The sequence below is a fragment of the Aurantibacter aestuarii genome, assembly GCF_003008425.1.
Lineage (GTDB): Bacteria > Bacteroidota > Bacteroidia > Flavobacteriales > Flavobacteriaceae > Aurantibacter > Aurantibacter aestuarii.
Genome location: NZ_PXOQ01000007.1, coordinates 924765 through 946414, shown reverse-complemented (window position 1 = coordinate 946414; position 21650 = coordinate 924765). Strand labels below are relative to the sequence as shown.

At 34.5% G+C, this 21650-nt stretch carries 17 protein-coding genes; 16 read left to right on the top strand and 1 reads right to left on the bottom strand.

Going from position 1 to position 21650, the window contains the following annotated elements:
• Window positions 1-22 precede the first annotated feature (22 nt).
• Window positions 23-2671 (bottom strand): zinc-dependent metalloprotease, encoded by a 2649-nt coding sequence (locus C7H52_RS05365; RefSeq protein WP_106462850.1) that lies wholly within the window; start codon window positions 2669-2671, stop codon window positions 23-25.
• A 137-nt stretch (window positions 2672-2808) separates the two neighbouring features.
• Between C7H52_RS05365 and C7H52_RS05360 the strand changes: the two genes are divergently transcribed.
• The 16 genes from C7H52_RS05360 to C7H52_RS05285 all read left to right on the top strand — a co-directional run bounded on the left by C7H52_RS05360 (window position 2809) and on the right by C7H52_RS05285 (window position 21612).
• Window positions 2809-6084 carry a M43 family zinc metalloprotease gene (locus C7H52_RS05360; RefSeq protein ID WP_106462849.1) on the top strand — a complete coding sequence of 1092 codons (3276 nt, stop codon included), beginning with the start codon at window positions 2809-2811 and terminating at the stop codon, window positions 6082-6084.
• A gap of 41 nt (window positions 6085-6125) precedes the next feature.
• Window positions 6126-6932 (top strand): T9SS type A sorting domain-containing protein, encoded by an 807-nt coding sequence (locus tag C7H52_RS05355; protein ID WP_106462848.1) that lies wholly within the window; start codon window positions 6126-6128, stop codon window positions 6930-6932.
• 73 nt (window positions 6933-7005) lie between these two features.
• On the top strand, window positions 7006-7341 hold the full coding sequence (locus C7H52_RS05350; protein ID WP_106462847.1) for an arsenosugar biosynthesis-associated peroxidase-like protein: 336 nt from the start codon (window positions 7006-7008) through the stop codon (window positions 7339-7341).
• A gap of 56 nt (window positions 7342-7397) precedes the next feature.
• Window positions 7398-8453: an arsenosugar biosynthesis radical SAM (seleno)protein ArsS gene (gene arsS, locus C7H52_RS05345; protein ID WP_106462846.1), complete on the top strand. Its 1056-nt coding sequence runs from the start codon at window positions 7398-7400 to the stop codon at window positions 8451-8453.
• Window positions 8454-8468: 15 nt separating this feature from the next.
• Window positions 8469-9149, top strand: a complete 681-nt coding sequence (locus tag C7H52_RS05340) for a DUF2064 domain-containing protein (protein WP_106462845.1) — start codon at window positions 8469-8471, stop codon at window positions 9147-9149.
• Between the two features lie 69 nt (window positions 9150-9218).
• On the top strand, window positions 9219-12407 hold the full coding sequence (locus tag C7H52_RS05335) for a SusC/RagA family TonB-linked outer membrane protein (protein WP_106462844.1): 3189 nt from the start codon (window positions 9219-9221) through the stop codon (window positions 12405-12407).
• Between the two features lie 11 nt (window positions 12408-12418).
• A complete protein-coding gene (locus C7H52_RS05330) occupies window positions 12419-13858 on the top strand; it encodes a SusD/RagB family nutrient-binding outer membrane lipoprotein (RefSeq protein ID WP_106462843.1) in 1440 nt (479 codons plus the stop codon).
• 49 nt (window positions 13859-13907) lie between these two features.
• Window positions 13908-15245 (top strand): sodium:solute symporter family transporter, encoded by a 1338-nt coding sequence (locus C7H52_RS05325; protein ID WP_106462842.1) that lies wholly within the window; start codon window positions 13908-13910, stop codon window positions 15243-15245.
• A complete protein-coding gene (locus C7H52_RS05320; protein ID WP_106462841.1) occupies window positions 15230-16054 on the top strand; it encodes a metallophosphoesterase family protein in 825 nt (274 codons plus the stop codon). The genes C7H52_RS05325 and C7H52_RS05320 overlap by 16 nt, the downstream gene beginning before the upstream one ends.
• A gap of 3 nt (window positions 16055-16057) precedes the next feature.
• Window positions 16058-16567, top strand: coding sequence for a rhodanese-like domain-containing protein (locus tag C7H52_RS05315; protein WP_106462840.1), 510 nt, complete (start codon window positions 16058-16060; stop codon window positions 16565-16567).
• The gene (locus tag C7H52_RS05310; RefSeq protein WP_106462839.1) at window positions 16564-17169 is read left to right on the top strand and encodes a TIGR04282 family arsenosugar biosynthesis glycosyltransferase; all 606 of its coding nucleotides are present in this window, start codon (window positions 16564-16566) and stop codon (window positions 17167-17169) included. The genes C7H52_RS05315 and C7H52_RS05310 overlap by 4 nt, the downstream gene beginning before the upstream one ends.
• Entirely contained in the window at window positions 17166-17978 is an 813-nt protein-coding gene (locus C7H52_RS05305) for a purine-nucleoside phosphorylase (RefSeq protein ID WP_106462838.1), read from the top strand. Before C7H52_RS05310 ends, C7H52_RS05305 begins: the two co-directional genes overlap by 4 nt.
• 76 nt (window positions 17979-18054) lie before the next feature.
• Entirely contained in the window at window positions 18055-19023 is a 969-nt protein-coding gene (arsM, locus tag C7H52_RS05300; RefSeq protein ID WP_106462837.1) for an arsenosugar biosynthesis arsenite methyltransferase ArsM, read from the top strand.
• Window positions 19024-19137: 114 nt separating this feature from the next.
• The gene (locus tag C7H52_RS05295) at window positions 19138-20040 is read left to right on the top strand and encodes a sterol desaturase family protein (RefSeq protein ID WP_106462836.1); all 903 of its coding nucleotides are present in this window, start codon (window positions 19138-19140) and stop codon (window positions 20038-20040) included.
• Window positions 20041-20091: 51 nt separating this feature from the next.
• Window positions 20092-20895, top strand: coding sequence for a DUF547 domain-containing protein (locus C7H52_RS05290; RefSeq protein ID WP_106462835.1), 804 nt, complete (start codon window positions 20092-20094; stop codon window positions 20893-20895).
• 27 nt (window positions 20896-20922) lie between these two features.
• A complete protein-coding gene (locus C7H52_RS05285; protein ID WP_106462834.1) occupies window positions 20923-21612 on the top strand; it encodes a TIGR04283 family arsenosugar biosynthesis glycosyltransferase in 690 nt (229 codons plus the stop codon).
• Window positions 21613-21650 lie beyond the last annotated feature (38 nt).

The window sequence follows — 21650 nt, the reverse complement described above, 5'->3', positions numbered from 1 at the left end:
TTAATTATAAAAAATGATTATGTTATTCTATAATAATTTTTTTGACAAACTTTTTATCTCCGGACTGTACATTTAAAATATACACACCTGCAGATAAATTACTGAAGTTTATTTGCTGATTAAACTTATTTGAAGTATTTGCGAAGTTTTTATTATAGACACCACGACCTCTAATGTCATATAAGTTTACATTAACATCACTATTCGTATTAAATTTAAGATTTACAATTCCAGTTGTTGGGTTTGGATAAATCTCAAAGCTATCTGCCTCAACACTATTTACAGAAAGTGTTTCTGTCTTTTTACAAACAGTTATAGACCAAGAGTTTAAAGTTCCTGTGTCTGCTGCTGCAGTATCTACAACTCCCAATATCCATTGACCATTAACCCCTTCACCATCATAAGCAGTAAATGGACTTGCTGTTTTAGCATCGCCAACTGTTGGTGTAGCACAAGTTACGGCAGGTGCCTCATCAAACAACTGTATATTTAAATTATCGTTTGCTCCACAAGTTCCTTGAGACCAAGGAACAACTTGTATTTGAGAAGGCGCTGGGGATTGTAATAAAAATTGCAAATCGCCTACATAAGTATGCGTTACATCTAATCCTAATTTTAAATAAACATTACCTCCTAAAGTTTCTCCAGAGGTTGTTATATTTAAACCTAATCCAGAATAAGCTGTAGCATTGTCTGGTATTGCAAAATTTGCATTAGAAGTATAAACTTCAGTACAATCTTCAGTTACAATAAAGTCAATAGAGAAATCATTTGTATTAATTGCAAAAAATGGCGCTGAGGTTGGTTGTACCATGATTCGGCAATAAGGCGCTGGTGTATTAGGCACTGTAATAGTCGCAGAACCATTATTTGGCACATTAGACAATAAAGTAGTCGAGTAGGTTAATCCACCATCTGTAGATAACAATATATTTACGTTCGATGCTCCTGCAAATGTATTAGTATTGTTTACACTCCAAGTAATTGTTTCAGTCGTACCCGAACTCCACATAATTCCATCTATATTCTGAGAAGTCACTGCTAATGGTCCTCTTGTAGCGTCCCAAGTCACTCTCATATCATCAAAGTTATTTCCAGCACCACCAGCTCTGTTATCTCTAACAGACAATCTAAAATCTGCAAATCGACCTACTGTAGGTATTTTTTCCCAGACGTTTCCGTTTACACCATTTTGAACTAAATCCTCTAACTTTGGAAATGTTCTTGTAGTGGATGTTGTTGGATTATAAGATCTAAATAAAGGTTCATTACTATTTGTACTAGTTGAACTAGGATAAGCTTGAGCTGCATTATTCTCATCATATTGTTCCCAACAGTAAGTTAATACATCTCCTGTATTACCATCTGTTGCAGATCCTGTTAAAATAAAAGCAGTACCTATAGGCAAAGTTAAATTTGCTCCCGCATTAGCTACCGGTATAGCATTTCCTGTAGGATTCTCTACATCACAAGTTCTAGATTTCGCATGAGCTGTAATTTGTTGAATACTGATAGCATGAAAATATGGGTCTGAAACCTGCTGAACATCCGTTGCTCCAGTAATACCAGCATACCCCATAATAGTTGTACCTGAACCTGGTTCCATTTGAGCAATACCATTTCCTTCACTAGCATGGGTAAATGTATGTCTTCCACCAAATTGATGACCATACTCATGAGCTACATAATCTATATCCCAACGATCTCCAATTGGATTTGTACTGGTTGTATAGCCACTACCTTTATGATTTCCACCACCAATTATACAAACACAACCGATACATCCTGCATTTCCATTGTTTCCAATTCCTGCATATAAATGCCCCACATCGTAGCCTGCACCACCTGGATAAGCTGCATCCAAAGTGTTTGCTAATGCAGTATTATAATTATTATCACTAGCACTATCATAAGGGTCTGTGTTTCCATTTAAGAAAACCACACTGTTATTTCCTGCTCTTAAAACTAATCGCACTGCAAAATCAATTTCATAAACAGAATTTATTCTAGCTAGAGATGTGGCTAAAGCTGCATTTACACTTGCTAAAGTACCACCATGAAAAGCAGCATATTCTCCGGTTGTAGATATTGCAGTATCAAATATTCTTAAAACACCGTCATCTGCTGCGACCGAAAACTCTGAAATGTTAAGTTCTTCAGATTCCTCAGAAGCGGTTGTACAATCAAAATCTTTTCCGAACTTTCTATTACTTCTTTTATAAACAACAGATTTATTGGTTCCTTTTATACTTTGGATAACTTGTGTTTCTGAACGATCAGCAGTTACAATTATACCATTAACACCGTTGTATGGTGTTACCGTAAATCTTAAATAATCTCCTGGATTATCAATTCCATATCCTAAATAAGCTTTAATTTCTGGATACAAAGCTTGTTGTTCATCTGCAAAAACTGAAGCTTCTTTAACTTTAAATTTCACTTTTTCACCATCGTTAAACGGTAATTCTAGAGTCATTTCATTTGACAAAGCCAAGTATTGCTGTAAATCGTTAACATTTACAGAGAATGTAAATCCATCAGAAGGAACTTCAATAGAATTGAGATATCTAATATCATCCGCAGATAGTTTTGCGTCTTTTAATAAATTTTGTGAATAGCCTAATGTTATGCTAAAAACAAGCAAACACAAGGAAAAAATAATTTTTTTCATGTTATATTATTTTTAAATTTTAAGCAATATACAAAATCGAACCAAAACTCAAAAAAGATATTTCACCGATAAAACTTGCATATAATCATAATTGAATTATATTTGTTAACTATTTTTTAACATTAAAATAACTTGATATGAGAAAAATTACACTTTGCTTTCTTTTATTTATTTGTTTTTCTTTTTTGACAACCGCTCAAAATAAGGAAGCTTTAAATAAAAATAGCACTACTGTTTTATCTAGCACTAATGCTCAAAATTCTAATGGACTTGGCTTACAATTAAACCAAGAAAACCAGAACTTCTATAACCAAAATGGCGTTATTAGATGCCTTACGGAAGAAGTTAATGAGTCCTACAGACTCTCAAACCCTAACAGACAAAGTAAGGATGAATTTGAAAACTGGTTAGCTCCTTTACTTCAAGAGCACAAACAGCGAGTTGCACAACAGAAATCTAACGGAACATTTGTACAAGCAGTTGTAGAAATTCCGATAATTTTTCATGTTGTTTCAGGATCGCCCGGAGATGCTGCAGATTTAGATGCAATATATGTTAACGCACAAATAGATCAATTAAACTTAGATTTTGGTAATCAAGCAGGAGGAGCAACCGGTCCTTGGGCTGCGGTTGCTGCAGACGCTCAAATTGTATTTGTCCCTGCACAAATTGACCCTAATGGAAATCCGCTAGCAGAACCTGGAATTAACCGTGTTTATGGTTATCCAGGACAACTTGCTAGAACCACATTTGATAGCACAATAAAACCTGCTACTATCTGGGATAGAACAAAATATTGTAATAATTGGACTGGAAACTTAGGTGGAGGACTTTTAGGTTATGCCCAGTTTCCTGACAACTCAACGCTTCCAGGAATGCCAGGAGGTGCTGGAGGGTCTACTCAAACAGATGGTGTTGTTTGTTTATACTCATCCATAGGATCAATTGCAACACCTCATCCTCAAGGTGGTGTTTATGCAGCAGGAAGAACTTTAACACATGAAATTGGACACTGGATTGGTTTAAGACATATCTGGGGTGATGGTGGTTGTAATGTAGACGATTTTTGCGCTGACACTCCTGCTCAAGGCACCTCTAGTGCAGGATGTCCTACAACCCAAGACTCATGTGCAGGTGGCGGTAGAGATATGGTAGAAAACTTTATGGATTACAGCTATGATACTTGCATGAACTTATTCACCGCTGATCAAGTAGCGAGAATGGCTGTAGTACTTGCAAACTCTCCAGGTCGTCAAGAATTACCTAACTCTAATACAGGCGCTACATCTCCCGTAGTTTCTTTTGCAAATTCTTTGTTATCTGCTAGTGAAAGTACGGATTGTTCTTTTACAGACTATACTGTCTCTTTAAGCATAGCTTCTGGAGCGTCACAAAATACTACAGCTAATTTATCGGTAAATGGAGGTACTGCAACAAGCGGAACAGACTATTTGTTAATTAACAACAGTGTCACCTTTGCAGCGGGTTCTACAGCTAATCAAAATGTAACTGTTAGGGTTTTTAATGATGGCTTTGTTGAAGGAAATGAAACTTTAGACTTAACATTTACTTTAAACGTGAATGGCGGAGATGCTACTGTAGGTAACAACAATTTAACATTTACTATAAATGATGACGATTCTGTCCCAATAAATACGCAAACAGTAACACTTATAAATTCAGATGTTGAAGCAACAGATACTACTCCTTGGTTTATTATTGATAATGATGGCGACACTAGAAACTTTGCTGGTGCTAGTGGTTTGACATACCCAGGAATTACTGGAGATTTCTTTTACTCAGCATCAAACGGTAGTGCCTTAGGTACACCTGGAAACTATACACCGGATAACTTTTTATTATCTGATGCTATTGTTATTCCCAACGGAGCAACAAACGTTAGTTTGTCTTTTGGTATCGGAGGGTTTCAAGATAGTGAACCGTATAGAGTCTATTGGACAACTGACGATACTTCAGTAGCTACTATAATTGGTGGAACAACTGGTACTCAAATTGCCTCTGGAAACACTTTAGATGGAGGAGGACAAGTTATAACTATTAACATGGATGCATTTAGCGGTCAAACTGGGTATTTAGCTTTTAGACATTTAAGCCCAGGAACAAATCCAGGTAATGGTAGAACTGATGGTTTACTATTAGTAGACAACATCTTATTAGAAGCTACAACAGCTAAATTTATTCAAACAGCAGTTAATGAAAACACTAGTGCATACGAGGTTAATTTAGCTGGTTCAGGAACGATCTATACATCTGATCTTTCTACAACAGATTTAATGCTTGATATCACCAATAATACTGGTAACGATTATGGTTGTGTAAATGTTTCAGTTAATAGATCAGGTAACAGCACTCAAACATACAATGGTAGTACTGGTACTAATTTAGTGTTAGACAAAACATTCAAAATCTCAACAACGAACTCTCCAGCTTCTGGAAACCTATCTGTTGATTTTTATATCACTGCTGCAGAGATGAATGGGTTTACATCTACAACTGGTTTAACATCTAACGATTTATTTGCGTATAGAGAAGGTAGTAATGATCTTGTGGCTCTAACAACTTCTGCTTTTGGATCAGATTTTAAATTAACTGGTAACTTTACAGATTTAAGTGGAACCTATTATTTAGGTGCTGAAGGTGCATTTAGATTGAGAATTTCTCCTAAGATGTTTTTATCAGGGCCAACTTTTTCAGCTGGCTTAATGAGTGATGCACTTAGGTCAGGTGGATACTTACCAACTACATCTCCTTACACAGATGGTTTAACTGTTAACGCAACTGTTTTCAACACTACTGGTGCAAATGCTATTGTAGACTGGGTTTGGCTAGAACTTAGAGATGCGGCTACAAATACAACAATTTCAGCTAGCAGATCTGCTTTATTACAAAGAGATGGTGATGTAGTTGATGTAGATGGAACTTCTCCTGTATTAATAAATGTTACTGGAAAGAACTACTTTGTTGTCGTTAACCATAGAAACCATTTAGGAGCTATGTCGTTAAACACAATTGCTTTATCAGGAACGGCTACAACAGTAGATTTCACTAATGGTTCTGTTTCGACTTTCGGAACTAATGCTCAAAAAGACATGGGTAGTGGCGTGTTTGGATTATGGGCTGGAGATTTAAATGGAGATAACGTTATTAGATTTGCGGGTCCAAATAATGACACTAACATCTTAAAAACTACCATAGTTAATCATCCTTCCAATACTACTGGGTCGGTATTCTTTCCATACAATGCGTATGATAATTTTGATTTAGATATGAATGGTCAAGTTCGTTTTGGGGGTCCAGGTAATGATTCTAATATATTAAAGTCAATAATATCTAATTTCCCTGGAAACACCACAGGAAGTGTATTTTACCCTATAAATCAACAATTGCCTTAATTTGAATAATAAAGAACATTAATAAATTTTAAAACAAGAAAATGAAACAACTTTATAGCTTAATAGCACTATTATTTTTAAGTGTAGTAACATATGCACAAACAGAACAATATGAATTCTCTATACAATATATAGGAGTTAATAGCGGTACAGGTAATTATCAATTTGCGTTAGTAGCTACGCCTGATGCAGATGTAACTAATCAGTTATCAAGTGATATGGCTTCTATGATTTCTGTACCTACAGGTTATAGTATTGGAAATTTTGAAAATGGAAATTCTGGAATTCCTTCTACAGAATTTTTAGCTGACGATTACGGTTTAAATTCTGACGCTGGTGACCCTACATTTTATGTAAATAGACAAGTTCCAACTTCAAACATTTTTTTTAACTTTACTACTGGAACAGCTATTCAACTAGTTCTTTTTGATGTGATTGGAACCACACCTCCAACATCAGGCTTTTTAAGGTTATTGCCACCAGGAGACGGTTCTAGACTTGGGTTTCTTCCAGATTATATAAACATGACGGATGGCCCTTCTACAACCGATAGATACGGTTCACAATCTACAAGCGAAAATAGTTATAATTTTGCAACATTAGGAACAACTAGCAATAGATTAGAAAATATCAATATTTATCCTAATCCTGTAAAAAATGAACTAAACATTAAAGGTTTAGATAATGAACTTAAAAAAGTGTCTATCTATAATGTAACTGGTCAGAAGGTTATCTTTCAAACAGATGGTTTAAAAACGATTAACACGTCGTCTTTATCTCCAGGTGTTTATTTTATTAACTTAGAGACTACTGAAGCTTCTAAAACTATTAAAATTGTAAAAGAATAACACCTTTTTAATACACAAAAAGCTCGCAAAACATTGCGAGCTTTTTTTTTTGAATTAAATTAGCTAAAAAATAATTATGAGCAATTACTACGACGATAAAGACCTTAGAAAATTTGGAAAAATAACAGAATGGAGCGAAGAGCTTGGAAATAAATTTTTCGACTATTATAGTGAAGTCTTTAAAGAAGGTGCTCTTTCGGCTAGAGAGAAATCTTTAATCGCATTAGCTGTAGCACATACCGAGCAATGTCCTTACTGTATTGATGCTTACACCAAAGACGGCTTACAAAAAGCCATAACTAAAGAAGAGATGATGGAAGCTATTCACGTTGGAGCTGCTATAAAAAGCGGAGCAACATTGGTTCATGGCGTTCAAATGATGAATAAAGTGAACAAACTGGATCTTTAAAAACCATTTCAACTCATTTTTCGTAAGTTATTATAAAGCATCCCGACAATCTATTTATGGCACAAACTTCATTACAAAAAAGACATAGCGATTTAGCACAATCAAACAAACAATTAGAATTATTATCCAACGGTATTTTCGCAAATGGCGAGTTGCCAACCTTTAAGGAGAAAATTTCTGAAACGAACCAGTTTCCCTTAAAAGCAAAAAAATTAGAGATTTTACAAATTAATGTTGGCTACATGTGTAATCAGGTGTGCGAACACTGTCACGTAGACGCAGGACCGGACCGTAAAGAAATTATGACCAAAAAAACCATGCAGGAATGTATAGAGGTTATAAAAAATACGGGCGCACATACTTTAGATTTAACTGGAGGCGCTCCAGAAATGAACCCTAATTTTAGATGGTTTGTTGAAGAAGCTTCAAAAGCTGGTATTAAAGATTTTATAGTACGATCTAACCTTACAATAATTAGAGCCAATAAAAAATATTACGATTTACCTGATTTTTTTAAAAAACACAACGTACACGTTATAAGCTCTATGCCACATTGGACAAGAGGTAAAACCGATAAACAGCGTGGTGATGGTGTTTTTGACAAATCGATTAAAGCCTTACAGGAATTAAACGAACGTGGTTACGGAATGCCAGGAAGCGACTTACGTTTAGATTTAGTCTATAATCCTTCTGGTGCTTTTTTACCAGGAGACCAAGCTGCAATGGAAAAAGACTTTAAAAAAGGATTAATGGAAGATTTTAATATTCAGTTCCACAATCTTTTTGCAATCACTAATTTACCAATTGCACGTTTTTTAGACTATTTAATAGCTTCAGAAAATTATGATGATTATATGTATGCTTTAGTAGATGCTTATAATCCTTCTGCAGTAGAAAATGTAATGTGTACCAACACCTTATCTATAAGTTGGGACGGTTATTTATTTGATTGTGATTTTAACCAGATGTTAGAATTACCTGTAAATAGTAAAGCAAAACACATCAGCGAGTATAATGAAGAACTTTTAGAAGGCAGAAATATAACTATTTCTCAACATTGTTATGGTTGTACCGCAGGTGCTGGTAGTAGTTGCCAAGGTACGGTTGCTTAATTTGTTTTAACTGAAATGACTACCAACCCAAAAACCGCCATATTAATTTTCGCAAACTCTTCAGCAAGAGAAGCACGGTTAAAACCATTTGTTAATGCTGAAGCGGTTTTTAGCACCCTAAATTCTGAGATTATTTCTAAGGTAAAAAAAACCAATTTACCTTATTTTATAGTTGATGAGCATGAACAAATTGGTAGAACCTTTGGTGAACGATTTGCAAATGCCATTCAAGGCATTTATAATAAAGGTTATGACACGGTTATTTCTGTAGGTAATGATACACCTCAACTTAAAACCTCTCAAATTCTTAAAGCTAATACTCAGGTTTCAGAAGATAATTTTGTGCTTGGCCCATCTCAAAATGGTGGTTTTTACTTATTAGCTTTACATCAATCTAATTTCGATTTTGAGACTTTTGTAAAACTACCTTGGCAAACCTCTAAAATTAGAAAACGTTTTGTCAGTAGTTTTAAAAACGATAAAAAGCAGATTCTTTTAAAAAGTTTAAAAGATTTAAATACAGTTTTAGACTTATCTTATTTCTTAACGTGTTTTGGTTCTCTATCAAAACAACTTCAACTATCCATATTACAAAGTCTTAATAACATTCGTATATATATAACAGATGTTATTTGTAATACCTCTCAATTTATTCCCGACTTTGGTTTTAATAAAGGTTCTCCTACTCTAGCCTAACTTCCGCTAGAACTTTATTAACCTTTTTATTTTTTTCTGAAGAAAATTCAGAAGCAACCATTCATAAATATGAAACAACTATATGTCGTTGTATTCCTATTGCTATGTGGCTTTAGTTATGCACAAACTACTATTTCGGGAACCGTAATGTCTAAAACAGACGGCTTACCAATTCCTTACGCTACCATTCAAGCCAGTAATGGCGAAAATACCATTAGTGATGATGACGGTAATTTCTCAATTAGCGCAACTACAGAGACTACTCTAACCATTTCTTCCATAGGTTTTAAAACACAGTCAATTCTTATAGGAAACAAAAAAAACATTACTATTTTATTAGAAGATGATACGACTAATCTAGACGAAGTTGTTGTAACTGCCTTAGGCTTAGAACGCGAATCTAAAGAGTTAGGTTATGCGGTTCAAACCATATCTTCCGATAAATTAACAGAAGTAAAAACCGTTAATTTTTTAGATAATTTAGCAGGGAAATTTGCAGGGGTAACAATATCGCAAGGTGCAACAGGTGTAGGCTCATCATCTAAAATAACCATTCGTGGAGAAGCATCTTTCTCTAATAATAATCCGCTATTTGTGGTAGATGGAATTCCTATAAATAATAACACAGTATTTAATAACACCAGTGAAGCTGCTGCAGGTTTTCAGGAAATTGATTTTGGAAATGGTGCAATGGAAGTTAATGCAGATGATATTGAAAATGTTTCTGTTTTAAAAGGTCCAAGTGCTGCTGCACTTTACGGTACACGAGCTGCCAATGGTGTCATTGTAATTACTACTAAAGACGGAAGTAAAAGTAAAGGTTTAGGCATAAGTATAAACACCTCTGTATTTATAGACACCGCTTTTAGATTACCAGACTTTCAAAATTCTTATGGACAGGGAAATTCTGGCCAATTTGAGTATGTTGATGGTTTAGGTGGCGGAACCAATGATAATATTACCTATTCTTGGGGTCCAAGACTAGATGCTGGTATTTTTATTCCGCAATTTGATAGTCCTGTATTCTTACCAGATGGCTCAGTAGTTCGTGGTGGAGATACATCATTGTATTCTGGAAATGCAATAACTCCTACTCTATTTAAATCTAATCCAGATAATTTAAAGGATTTTTATGAAACTGGCGTAACAACCATCAATAACATCTCTATTGGAGATAATTTTGATAAAGGAAATTACAGACTGTCTTTTACCGATTTAAGAAGTGAATCTATCATACCAGGAGTTAATTTAGATCGCCAAACAGTAAGTGCTAAATTAAAATTTGAACCTACTACAAAAACTACAGTAACGTCTAGCATAAGTTATGTTAACTCTAGTAGTGACAACAGACCTTCAAACGGCTATGGTAGTGAAAACGTAAATTATTCTTTAGTGGCTTGGGGTCCTAGAAATTTAGATATTAATAATTTAAAAGCATATTGGCAACCTGGACTTGAAGATAGACAGCAGTATTCATTTAACTATACCTTTTTTGATAATCCGTATTTTATATTATACGAAAACAGAAACTCGTTTAACCGCGATCGTGTATTCGGAAACGTTGCTTTAAAACAACAATTTGGAGAACATTTTTCTGCTACCATTAGAACCGGAATGGATTATAGTAGTGAAACCAGAAAACTTCGTCGTGCTTTTAGCTCTAACCGTTTTAAAAATGGAGGTTATGCAGAACATGATGTGGTGTACAGAGAAGTAAATACTGATTTCCTTTTAAATTACAATCAAACCTTTGGCGATTTTAGTTTCGATATTTCAGCTGGAGGAAATCGTTTTGATCAATTTGCTTCAACAAAACAAACCCAAACAGTTAATTTAGCGCAACCAGGAATTTTTAATTTGAATAATGCCGCTTCACCTTTAGAAGTATTTCAATATGAAGCTAATAAACGTATTAATTCACTTTACGGTTTAGCTAAATTTGGTTATAAGGATTATTTATTCTTAGATATTACTGGCCGAAATGACTGGTCTAGTGCCTTAGCGACTCCTTTTTCTGTAGATGGCACTTCGTTTTTTTACCCATCGGTTTCTACAAGTTTTGTAGTTAGCAATGCGTTTAATTTACCTGAAGTTATTTCATTTGCAAAACTAAGAGCTTCCGTTGCACAAGTTGGAAATGATACCAATCCGTACCAAACTACAGGTGCGTTTGTATCGCAAACCCCAGTTAACGGACAACCAACCTTAAGTGACCAGAGCTTTATTTCTAATGCCAACTTAAAACCAGAAAGTACCACGTCTTTTGAAACAGGTTTTGACTTTAGATTTTTTAAAGATCGTATTCGTTTAGACTACACGTATTATAACGCGACTACTAAAGATCAAATTATTTCTTTACCAATTCCAGTATCTTCTGGTTATAATCAACAAGTGGTTAATGGCGGTGAAGTTAATTCTGAAGGTGTTGAAATTATTCTAGGACTAACACCAATTAAAACGAATAATTTTTCGTGGAATACCACATTCAACTTCGCAACGAATAAATCAACCATTAAGAGCTTACCACAAAATGACGGACGCTTAACTTTAGCTTACAGTCGTATTTATGACAGTGCTAACCAAACCGTTTGGTTTCAAGTGGAAGAAGGCGGAGAAATTGGAGACATTTATGGTACGGGTTATCAAAAAGATGCCAACGGAAATTTTTTAATTACTGACGCAGGAAGATATATAGCCGATAATACCTTAAGAAAAATTGGAAATTACAATCCAGATTTCACTTTAGGGTTCTCTAATAATTTCAACTATAAAAACTGGAATTTAGGCTTTTTATTCGACTGGAGACAAGGCGGAGAAATTGTGTCACGTACGCGTGCTTTAGGAAATGTTGGTGGACAATTAGCCGAAACCGAATTTAGACCAGAAGGCATAATACCACAAGGAGTAAATGTGAATACAGGTTTACCTAATACTGTTGCTGTTACAGCAGAATCATACTACCGACAGTTTTACGATAGAAATCATGAAGAAAACAACGTTTATGATGCCTCATACCTAAAATTACGTCAATTGTCAATAGGTTATGATTTAGATTTAAAACCAGGCTTTTTAGGCCTTAAAGAAGGTGCTTCAGCAAACTTTTCAATTATTGGAAATAACTTATTCGTTATTACAGAAAATCCGCATTTCGACCCAGAACAATTAGCTGTCCAAGGAAATGGATTTGTTAGCGGTGTGGAAGACATGAGTTATGCCACCACAAGAAGCATTGGTTTTAAAGCAAGTTTTAACTTTTAATACATAAACAAATGAAAAACATCTTATATATATTAAGCATGGTATTACTTGTATTAACAAGTTGTACTAAAGATTTTGAAGACATTAACACCAACCCAAATGCACCAATTAATGCGCAACCAAGTCTATTGTTACGTCAGGTCATTTACGATTTTGGTGAGCAAATGAGTTATGAAGGTTTTGCTGCAGGAGATTTGTTGAGTCAATATCGTACGGCATTGGATTTTAATCTGTTTGGACGCCACGATTTGAAATCGCCTCAATTAGGAGGAAACCCTTGGCCTATCTTTTACAAAAACTTAAGAGATAATCAAATTATTATTAATCAATCTCAAAACACCTTAGCTTTTAAAGTTTATGAAGGTCCGGCTCTTATATTAAAAGCTTATTTAGCGGCAGGCTTAACCGATTTATTTGGTGATGTCCCTTATTCTGAAGCCTTTAATGGCGTTAATGGGACCGTAACACCTAAGTACGATTTGCAGGAAGATATTTACTTGAATCCTAACGGCATCTTAGACAACCTAAATAAAGGTATTGAGGCCATAAATAATTATTCTGGAGTCCAAACTTTAGAAGGCGACTTGTTATTTAATGGCGATTTAAATGGTTGGGTAAAATTTGCCAACTCATTAAAAATAAAAGCCTTAATGCGTATCTCGGATAAAATGGATGTATCGGCAGAATTACAAGCCATTTTTGATGAAGGAAATTACATTAGTTCTAATGCTGAAAATGCAGTATTCGATTTTACTAATAGCGCGCCAAACAGTTTTAGAATGGCTCGTTTACGTATTGGAGATTTCAATAATTATGTGCTTTCCGAAACTATGGAAGAAATCTTAACTAATTATAACGATACACGTATTGGTTTTTTCTTTAGACCTTTTGGAAATAGCACAAATGGGGAATTTAATGGCTTATTAAATGGTGTAGATGCGACTTCAACCTCAATTACCTTAGCCGATTATTCATTGTCTGGAACCGCATTTCGTGAAGATACTTCGGTTTTAGATGCTAACTTTTCTACAGCTTGGGAAACTTCTTTCTTTTTAGCTGAAGCTGCGCAAAAAGGACTAATTACGGCAAATGCCCAAAATCTATACGAAACAGGAGTTGCACAAGCATTCGAATATTGGCAAACCGATTTACCTGCTAACTATTTAACTGGAACTGCTGCGTTTAATGCGGCAGGAACAACACCTTTAGAGCAAATTATCACTCAAAAATGGATTGGAAATGTCATTAATGGTTATGAAGGTTGGACAGAATTTAGACGTACTGGATTTCCCGTGTTAAAAACATTGCAAGCCAGTTTAAATAACGATTTAATTCCAGTAAGAATGCCTTATCCTGCAGAAGAAGCTGCTTTAAATGCGGCTAATTACGATCAGGCAGCTGCTGCTACTAATAACAATAGCATCAACGTACCAGTGTGGTGGGCAGAATAATTTAAAACTCAATGCTCTGCGACCACAACGTCACAGTGCTATACAATATATGGACGACATCTATTTATGGCAGTGGATTTTAGTGATTAGCTCAAGTCTAATCCTATTTTTCATTTCACCATTAGCCAAAACCACGAACGAATTTTTTAAAGCGACGCATCGTAAAAAAGCCCCTAACGGTTTTATGCTTGCGGGTAGCTTAATTATCTCGTGGATAATGGCTAAAAGCATCACCAATGCTGCCAATTTAGGCTTAAGCTTTGGGATTGTTGGTGGCTTCGCCTATGCGGCCTACTACCTGTCATTTGCAATTGCTGGAGTTATCATTTATAACATTCGTACCAAAGGTGGCTTTCATAGTATTCATGAGTTTTTAACCTCTCGTTTTGGTAAGGGCGCCATGCGTTTGTTTTCTGTATTAATAATTATCCGTCTTTTTAATGAAGTTTGGAGTAATACCATGGTTATAGGAAGTTATTTTGGTGAAATTGGCACTCAAGGTTATTTTTGGGCTATTATTGTTTTTACCGTGTTAACTTTAGCCTATGCGTTAAAAGGCGGTTTAAGTAGTTCTATTTTTACCGATGTGATTCAAATGGGACTATTTGCCATTTTACTTGTAGTTATTTTAGGTGCAATTTTTTCTTCGGAAGACTTTACCGTTTCAAAAGCAGTAAGTACAGGCACATGGAGTTTTGAAATGGGTTTAAACTTATTATTTGCAGCATTGTTACAATGCTTTTCTTATCCTTTTCACGATCCTGTATTAACCGACAGAGCCTTTATTAGCAATCCAAAAACAACGCGTCAAAGTTTTTTCTGGGCTAGTATTTTTGGCGCCTTATGTATTGTTCTATTTAGTATCATTGGTGTTTACGCCAAAACCCAAAATATGGAAGGTCAGGCTGCGGTAGAAGTAGGTAAAGCTTTTGGTGTGGTCATTTTATTGGTCATAAATTTTATTATGGTTACCTCAGCTGCATCAACACTAGACTCTACGTTTTCATCATCTTCAAAACTGGTTGCTATCGATTTAAAACTGGGAAAAAATCTTAAAACAGGTCGCTTAGTTATGGTAGCAGTTGCTATTTTAGGTACGATTCCTATTTTTTTAGGTGCCGAGATTTTATCGGCAACAACAGTTTCAGGAACTATGGTTATTGGTTTAACACCTATATTTTTATTTTGGAATTTAAAAACACCAAAAATTAGTTTTTACCTTAGTGTAATCTGTGGTATTGTTTTTGGTTTTTTATTAGTATTTAATAGCTTCCCGGAACAATTGATTTTTACCACAGGAAAATATGCCGACTTATTATGGGTAAATGTCTGGGGTATTTTATCGTGTATTATTTTATATGTATTACCATTATGGATAAAAAAATAGAACATCTTAAGTTAAAAGGAAAAGTCCTTATTTTTGGTGGTGCTTATAGCAACTATCAGGCTTTAACAACATTAAAGCAAATTGCAGATGCGCAAAATATTGCGCCAGAAAACTGTATTAGCACCGGAGATTTGGTTGGCTATTGTGCGCAACCCGAAGAAACCGTTCAGTTGTTTAAGTCTTGGGGTGCGCGAGGGATTTCTGGGAATGTCGAAATTCAATTACGGGAAGGTGCCGAAAATTGTGGTTGCGATTTTAGAGAAGGGTCACGTTGTGATGGTTTTTCTCAATTATGGTATCCTTATGCGCAAAGTAAACTATCTAAAGATTCCTTAGAATTTATGGAAACTTTACCGGACCACTTTAGCTTCAACTATGGTGGGAAAAACATTATGATATTACACGGATCATATTTTCAGGTGTCTGAATTTATTTTTAAATCGACCGCCTGGAAAAAGAAATTACCTAATTTTATAGAAACCAAAGCCGATGTAATTGTTGGTGGACATTGTGGATTGCCTTTTTATCATGAAAAAGATGATAAATTATGGATTAATGCTGGTGTAATAGGTATGCCTGCAAACGATGGAACTCCTAGAGTTTGGTATCTAATTTTAGATGAAAAAAATGGCTCATTGTCATTTAAACATCACCATTACGATTACGACTATAAGACTGCAAGTGCTTTCATGCAAAACGGTTTATTACCACAGGAATATGCCAGAACTTTAGTAACTGGGTTATGGGATAATTGCGAAATTTTACCACCCGTAGAAAGTGGTTTACAAGGTTATGGCATAAATTTATAACACATGAAACATCTATTAATTTTATTAAGTTTTTTGTTCTGTGCAAATGTTTGGGCACAAAAAGACTTAGACCAGTTATTAAAAAAATATAACAATAATGGTGTGCCATATATTTCGGTGGAAGAATTGGCTATGCCAAAAACAAATGCCATTATTTTAGATAGTCGAGAGTTTGAAGAGTACGAAATCAGCCACTTAGAAAATGCCATTTATGTAGGCTATTCAGATTTTGATATTAAAAAAATAGACGAGTTAATTAGCGACAAAAATACACCTATTGTAGTATACTGCTCTTTGGGTATTAGAAGCGAGACTATTGGAGAAAAAATAAAAGACGCTGGTTATACTAATGTGAGAAATTTATATGGTGGCATTTTTGAGTGGAAAAACAAAGAATTTATAATAATAGACTCCAATAATAAAGCTACAGAAAAAGTCCATGCCTTTTCAAAATCATGGAGCAAGTGGCTTAAAAACGGAGAAAAAATATATTCAACAAAAGACAAAAAATGAGTTCCAAAAACGCGTTAATTATTTTTACCAGAAATCCAGAATTAGGGAAATGCAAAACCCGTCTTGCTAAAACTATTGGTGACGAGGCAGCTTTACGTGTTTATAAGTTTTTACTTCAGCACACGGCAAATGTGGCAAAAAAAGTAGAAGCGTCACGCTATGCGTATTACTCTGTAAACATTCAAGAAAATGATTTGTGGGAGCAGGAATACTTCAGCAAAAAACAACAAAAAGGAGAACATTTGGGAGAACGCATGCAAAATGCGTTTCAGGAGCTTTTCGATTTAGGTCATGAAAAAGTAGTTATTATTGGAAGTGATTTATATGACTTAGATGCCAAATATATTGAAGAAGCTTACCAAAAATTAGACACACACGATGCTGTCGTAGGTCCCGCTTTAGACGGTGGCTACTATTTATTTGGAATGAAAAAAGTGTTACCTAATGTATTTAACCAAAAAGATTGGGGCACAGAAACTGTATTTGAAGACACCTTAAAAGACTTAGAAAATTATAACATTCATTTAACCAAAGCTTTAAATGATATTGATACTTTTGAAGATATCAAACCATATAAAGCATTAGAATATTTATACCAATGAAAAAATACATCGATCAAACCGCAGATTATTTAAAAGATAAAGGCTTCGACCAGCCCGAAATAGGAATTATTTTAGGAACAGGATTAGGACAACTGGTTAATGAAATTGATATCATTTCAGAAGTAAGCTATAACCACATTCCAAATTTTCCAACTGCTACGGTAGAGTTTCATAAGGGAAAACTAATTTTTGGAAAAATTGAAGGTAAAAAAGTAGTGGTAATGCAAGGTCGTTTTCATTTATATGAAGGCTATACGTTACAAGACGTGACGTATCCGGTTCGTGTGATGGGAGAATTAGGGATTAAAACCTTACTAGTTTCCAATGCTTCCGGAGCTATTAATTTAAACTTTAAAAAGGGAGAATTAATGCTAATAGAAGACCATATTAATTTACAAGGAAATTCGCCATTAGCCTTTAAAGGTGTGGAAGAATTTGGAGAGCGTTTTGTAGATATGAGTGCGCCTTACAATGCCGATTTAAATGCCAAGTTTAGATCTATTGCAAAAAAGAATAACATTAATTTACACGAAGGAGTGTATGCAAGTGTTTTTGGTCCGCAGTTAGAAACTCGTGCCGAATATAGAATGCTTAAAATTATTGGTGCCGATGCGGTTGGAATGAGTACAGTTCCAGAAATTATTGTAGCCAACCAGTTAAACTTAAACGTTGCAGCAGTATCTGTATTAACAGACGAGTGTGATCCAGACCATTTAAAACCTGTAGATATCTCGGAAATTATAGCTATGGCCGCAAAAGCAGAACCTGAAATGATTACCCTTTTTAAAGAGATTATTAAAAGCATTTAACAAATTGCAGTAAGTTTAACTACTGACTGTGTACTGCCTACTGAAGACTGAAGACTGATTACTAAAAACTAAACATATGAGCTATTTAGACGAAACACATAACCTTTACAAAGAAGCTGCATTAACACCAGACGTAGGTTTATGCTGTACTACAAATCCTGTTTGGGAATTGCCAGGCTTAAAAATTCCTAAAATTATGCAAGAAATGAATTACGGTTGTGGTTCTACAGTTCATGCTCGGGATTTATCTAATAACCCTAAAATGCTATATGTTGGTGTTGGTGGCGGTATGGAATTATTACAATTCTCTTATTTTAACCGTACAAAAGGTGGCGTTATTGGTGTAGATGTAGTCGATGAAATGCTGGAAGCCTCTCGCAAAAACTTTAAAGTTGCAGAGCAAGAAAACGACTGGTTTAAAAGCGACTTTGTTGAACTTGTAAAAGGTGATGCGTTAAACTTAAATGTAGCAGATAGTTCTATTGACGTTGCGGCTCAAAATTGTTTGTTTAATATTTTTAAACTAGACGATCTTAAAAAAGCTGTAGCTGAAATGTATCGCGTTTTGAAACCTCATGGCAAATTAGTAATGAGCGATCCCACTTGCGAGCAACCCATGAATGATGAGTTACGAAATGACGATAGATTAAGAGCATTATGTCTTAGTGGAAGTATTCCAATTGCCGAATATGTGAAGATTTTAACCGATGCTGGTTTTGGAACTATTGAAATTAGAGCACGTAAACCCTACCGTATTTTAGATCCAGAACACTATCCTACAGACGAACTTATTTTTATTGAATCTATTGAGGTAGCGGCTATTAAAGATCCAATGCCAGAAGACGGTCCATGTGTATTTACAGGCCGTACAGCAATTTATTATGGTACAGAACCTTATTTTGATGACAACAACGGTCATATTCTCTTAAATAATCAGCCCCTAGCTATTTGCGATAAAACGGCTTTAGCCCTAACCGCGTTACATAGAGACGATATTTATATTAGTGGTTCTAATTTTAATTATGATGGTGGCGGTTGCTGTTAAACAAAATTTATTTTAATAAAATAAACTCTCGATGAAATTAATAACTCGGGAGTTTTTATTTTAAACCTGCAAATTGAAAGGTTTTTAAAATACGATCGACCTAAAAATAAAAACGTGCAGGATTTTTTAAATAACATATCTCAATCCTATTCTGGTTATTGGAATTATCTTAAAAATCAGATTTTATTTCAGTCTAACTGGGACAATTACTTCTATGGGTTAATTGCTATTTCGTTGTTGGTGTTTGTTTTGGAATTACTTTTTCCTTGGAGAAAAAATCAACCGGTATTTAGAAAAGATTTCTGGCTAGACACCTTCTACATGTTTTTTAATTTCTTTTTACTTAATCTTATTGTTTTAATTGCTTTGTCTAACGCCACAGCAAGTGTAGTTAACAGCATATTATTACACATTGGTCTGGATTTAAACACCTTTAGATTAGTAGACATTAATACACTACCAAAATTCTGGAGTTTATTTATATTTTTTATAGTGAGCGACTTTGTACAATGGTGCACACATAATGTGTTACACAGAGTACCATTTCTATGGAATTTTCATAAAGTACACCATAGTGTTAAACAAATGGGATTTGCTGCGCATTTACGTTACCACTGGATGGAACCAATTGTTTATAAGAGCTTGCTTTATATTCCCATAGCCATAATTGGAGGTTTTACCGCAAAAGATGTGGCTATAGTGCATTTTTTTGCAATTACCATAGGGCATTTAAATCACGCTAATCTGGGCTGGGATTATGGTTTTTTTAAATATGTATTTAACAATCCTAAAATGCATATCTGGCATCATGCAAAGACTTTACCCAAACACCTGCCTAAAGGTGTTAATTTTGGGTTAACGTTAAGCGTTTGGGACTATCTTTTTAAAACCAATTATGTACCTTACAGTGGAAAGGATATAGAGTTAGGATTTGTTAAAGACGAAGAGTTTCCAACAGGATTTTTCTCTCAGGAAATTTACCCTTTACACTTTAAAAAGAACGTTCCTAAAAACTAAACCACTCTATAATTCGTAAATATTTAAAAGCGAATTTTTAAAAAACTAACTATGAAATATATCATCATTTTTGTATTATCAATAAGTCTTTCAGGCTGTTTTTCTTCTAAAGGCTTACCCGTAAAATCGGTTCCAGATTCAGAGCCAATGGATAATCCTACAATGGAAGAAAATGAAGTCATTAAACCTAAAATGGTTTCTAATGCTAATTTAGATCACTCGGCATGGAATAAATTATTAAAAAAACATGTACAAGAAAATGGCGACGTGGACTACAAAGGTTTTAAAGCCGACAAAATAGCTTTAGAAGATTACGTTAATTATCTTTCTAAACAAGTGCCTCAACAAACATGGACAGTACAAGAACAGTTGGCTTATTTTATAAACGTTTATAATGCCAACACCATTAAACTAATTATAGACAACTATCCTTTAAAAAGTATAAAAGATATAAGCAGTCCATGGTTAAAAAACCGCATTAAAATTGGTGATGAAGAGTTTTCGTTAGCAGATATTGAAAATGGTATCTTACGTAAAATGAATGAACCTCGTATTCACTTTGCCATTAATTGCGCTTCAGCTTCTTGTCCAAAATTATTAAACGAAGCTTATACCGCTAAAAATGTTATGGATTTAATGGAAAAAGCGACTGTCGAATTTATAAATAATACTGATAAAAACGAGATTGCATCAAGCAACATAAAAATCTCAGAAATTTTTAAATGGTATAAAAATGACTTTACCGAGAATGGAACGCTTATAGATTACATCAATCAATTCAGCAAAACAAAAATAAATGCTAATACAGAAATTAATTATAAAGATTACGACTGGAGTTTAAATGATAAAAACTAATTTCGCTCTTTTTTCGTATAAATTTATATGATAAGTATAATTATTCCTGTTTTAAACGAAGCTGAAACTATTGAGGAGTTACTCCATCATTTAATAGACAACGCTTCTCTAGAAAATATAACTGAAATTATTGTGGTAGATGGCGGTAGTACCGATGGAACACAAGATTTAGTTATAAATCTAGGTTTAAACGTCAGACTTATTTCATCTCAAAAAGGTCGCGCCAAACAAATGAATACAGGAGCTAAAGCCTCTAAAGGTACCATTTTGTATTTTTTACACGCCGATTCTTTTCCTCCAAATCGATATGATGCTTTTATTATACAAGAATATCATAAAAATAATTTAGCAGGCTGTTTTCGTTTACGTTTTGATAATGATCATTGGTGGTTACGTCTAGCAAGCTGGCTAACTCAATTTTCATGGCGTGCGTGTCGCGGTGGAGACCAAAGCCAATTTATTACCAAAGATTTATTTAATGATATTGGCGGTTTTGATGAAAGCTATATTATTTATGAAGACAATATTTTAATAAACGAGCTTTTTGCACGTAAAGAGTTTGTAGTTATAAATAAAGAAATTAGAACTTCTGCACGTTTATACGAGCGTCATGGTGTCTGGAAATTACAATACCACTTTTGGACCATTTATGTAAAAAAATGGTTTGGAGCAAGTGCAGACGACCTACTGTCCTATTATAAAAAACATATTGCTTAGTCTGTTTAATTTTGAGATGAAAATGAAAAGCCTCCAAA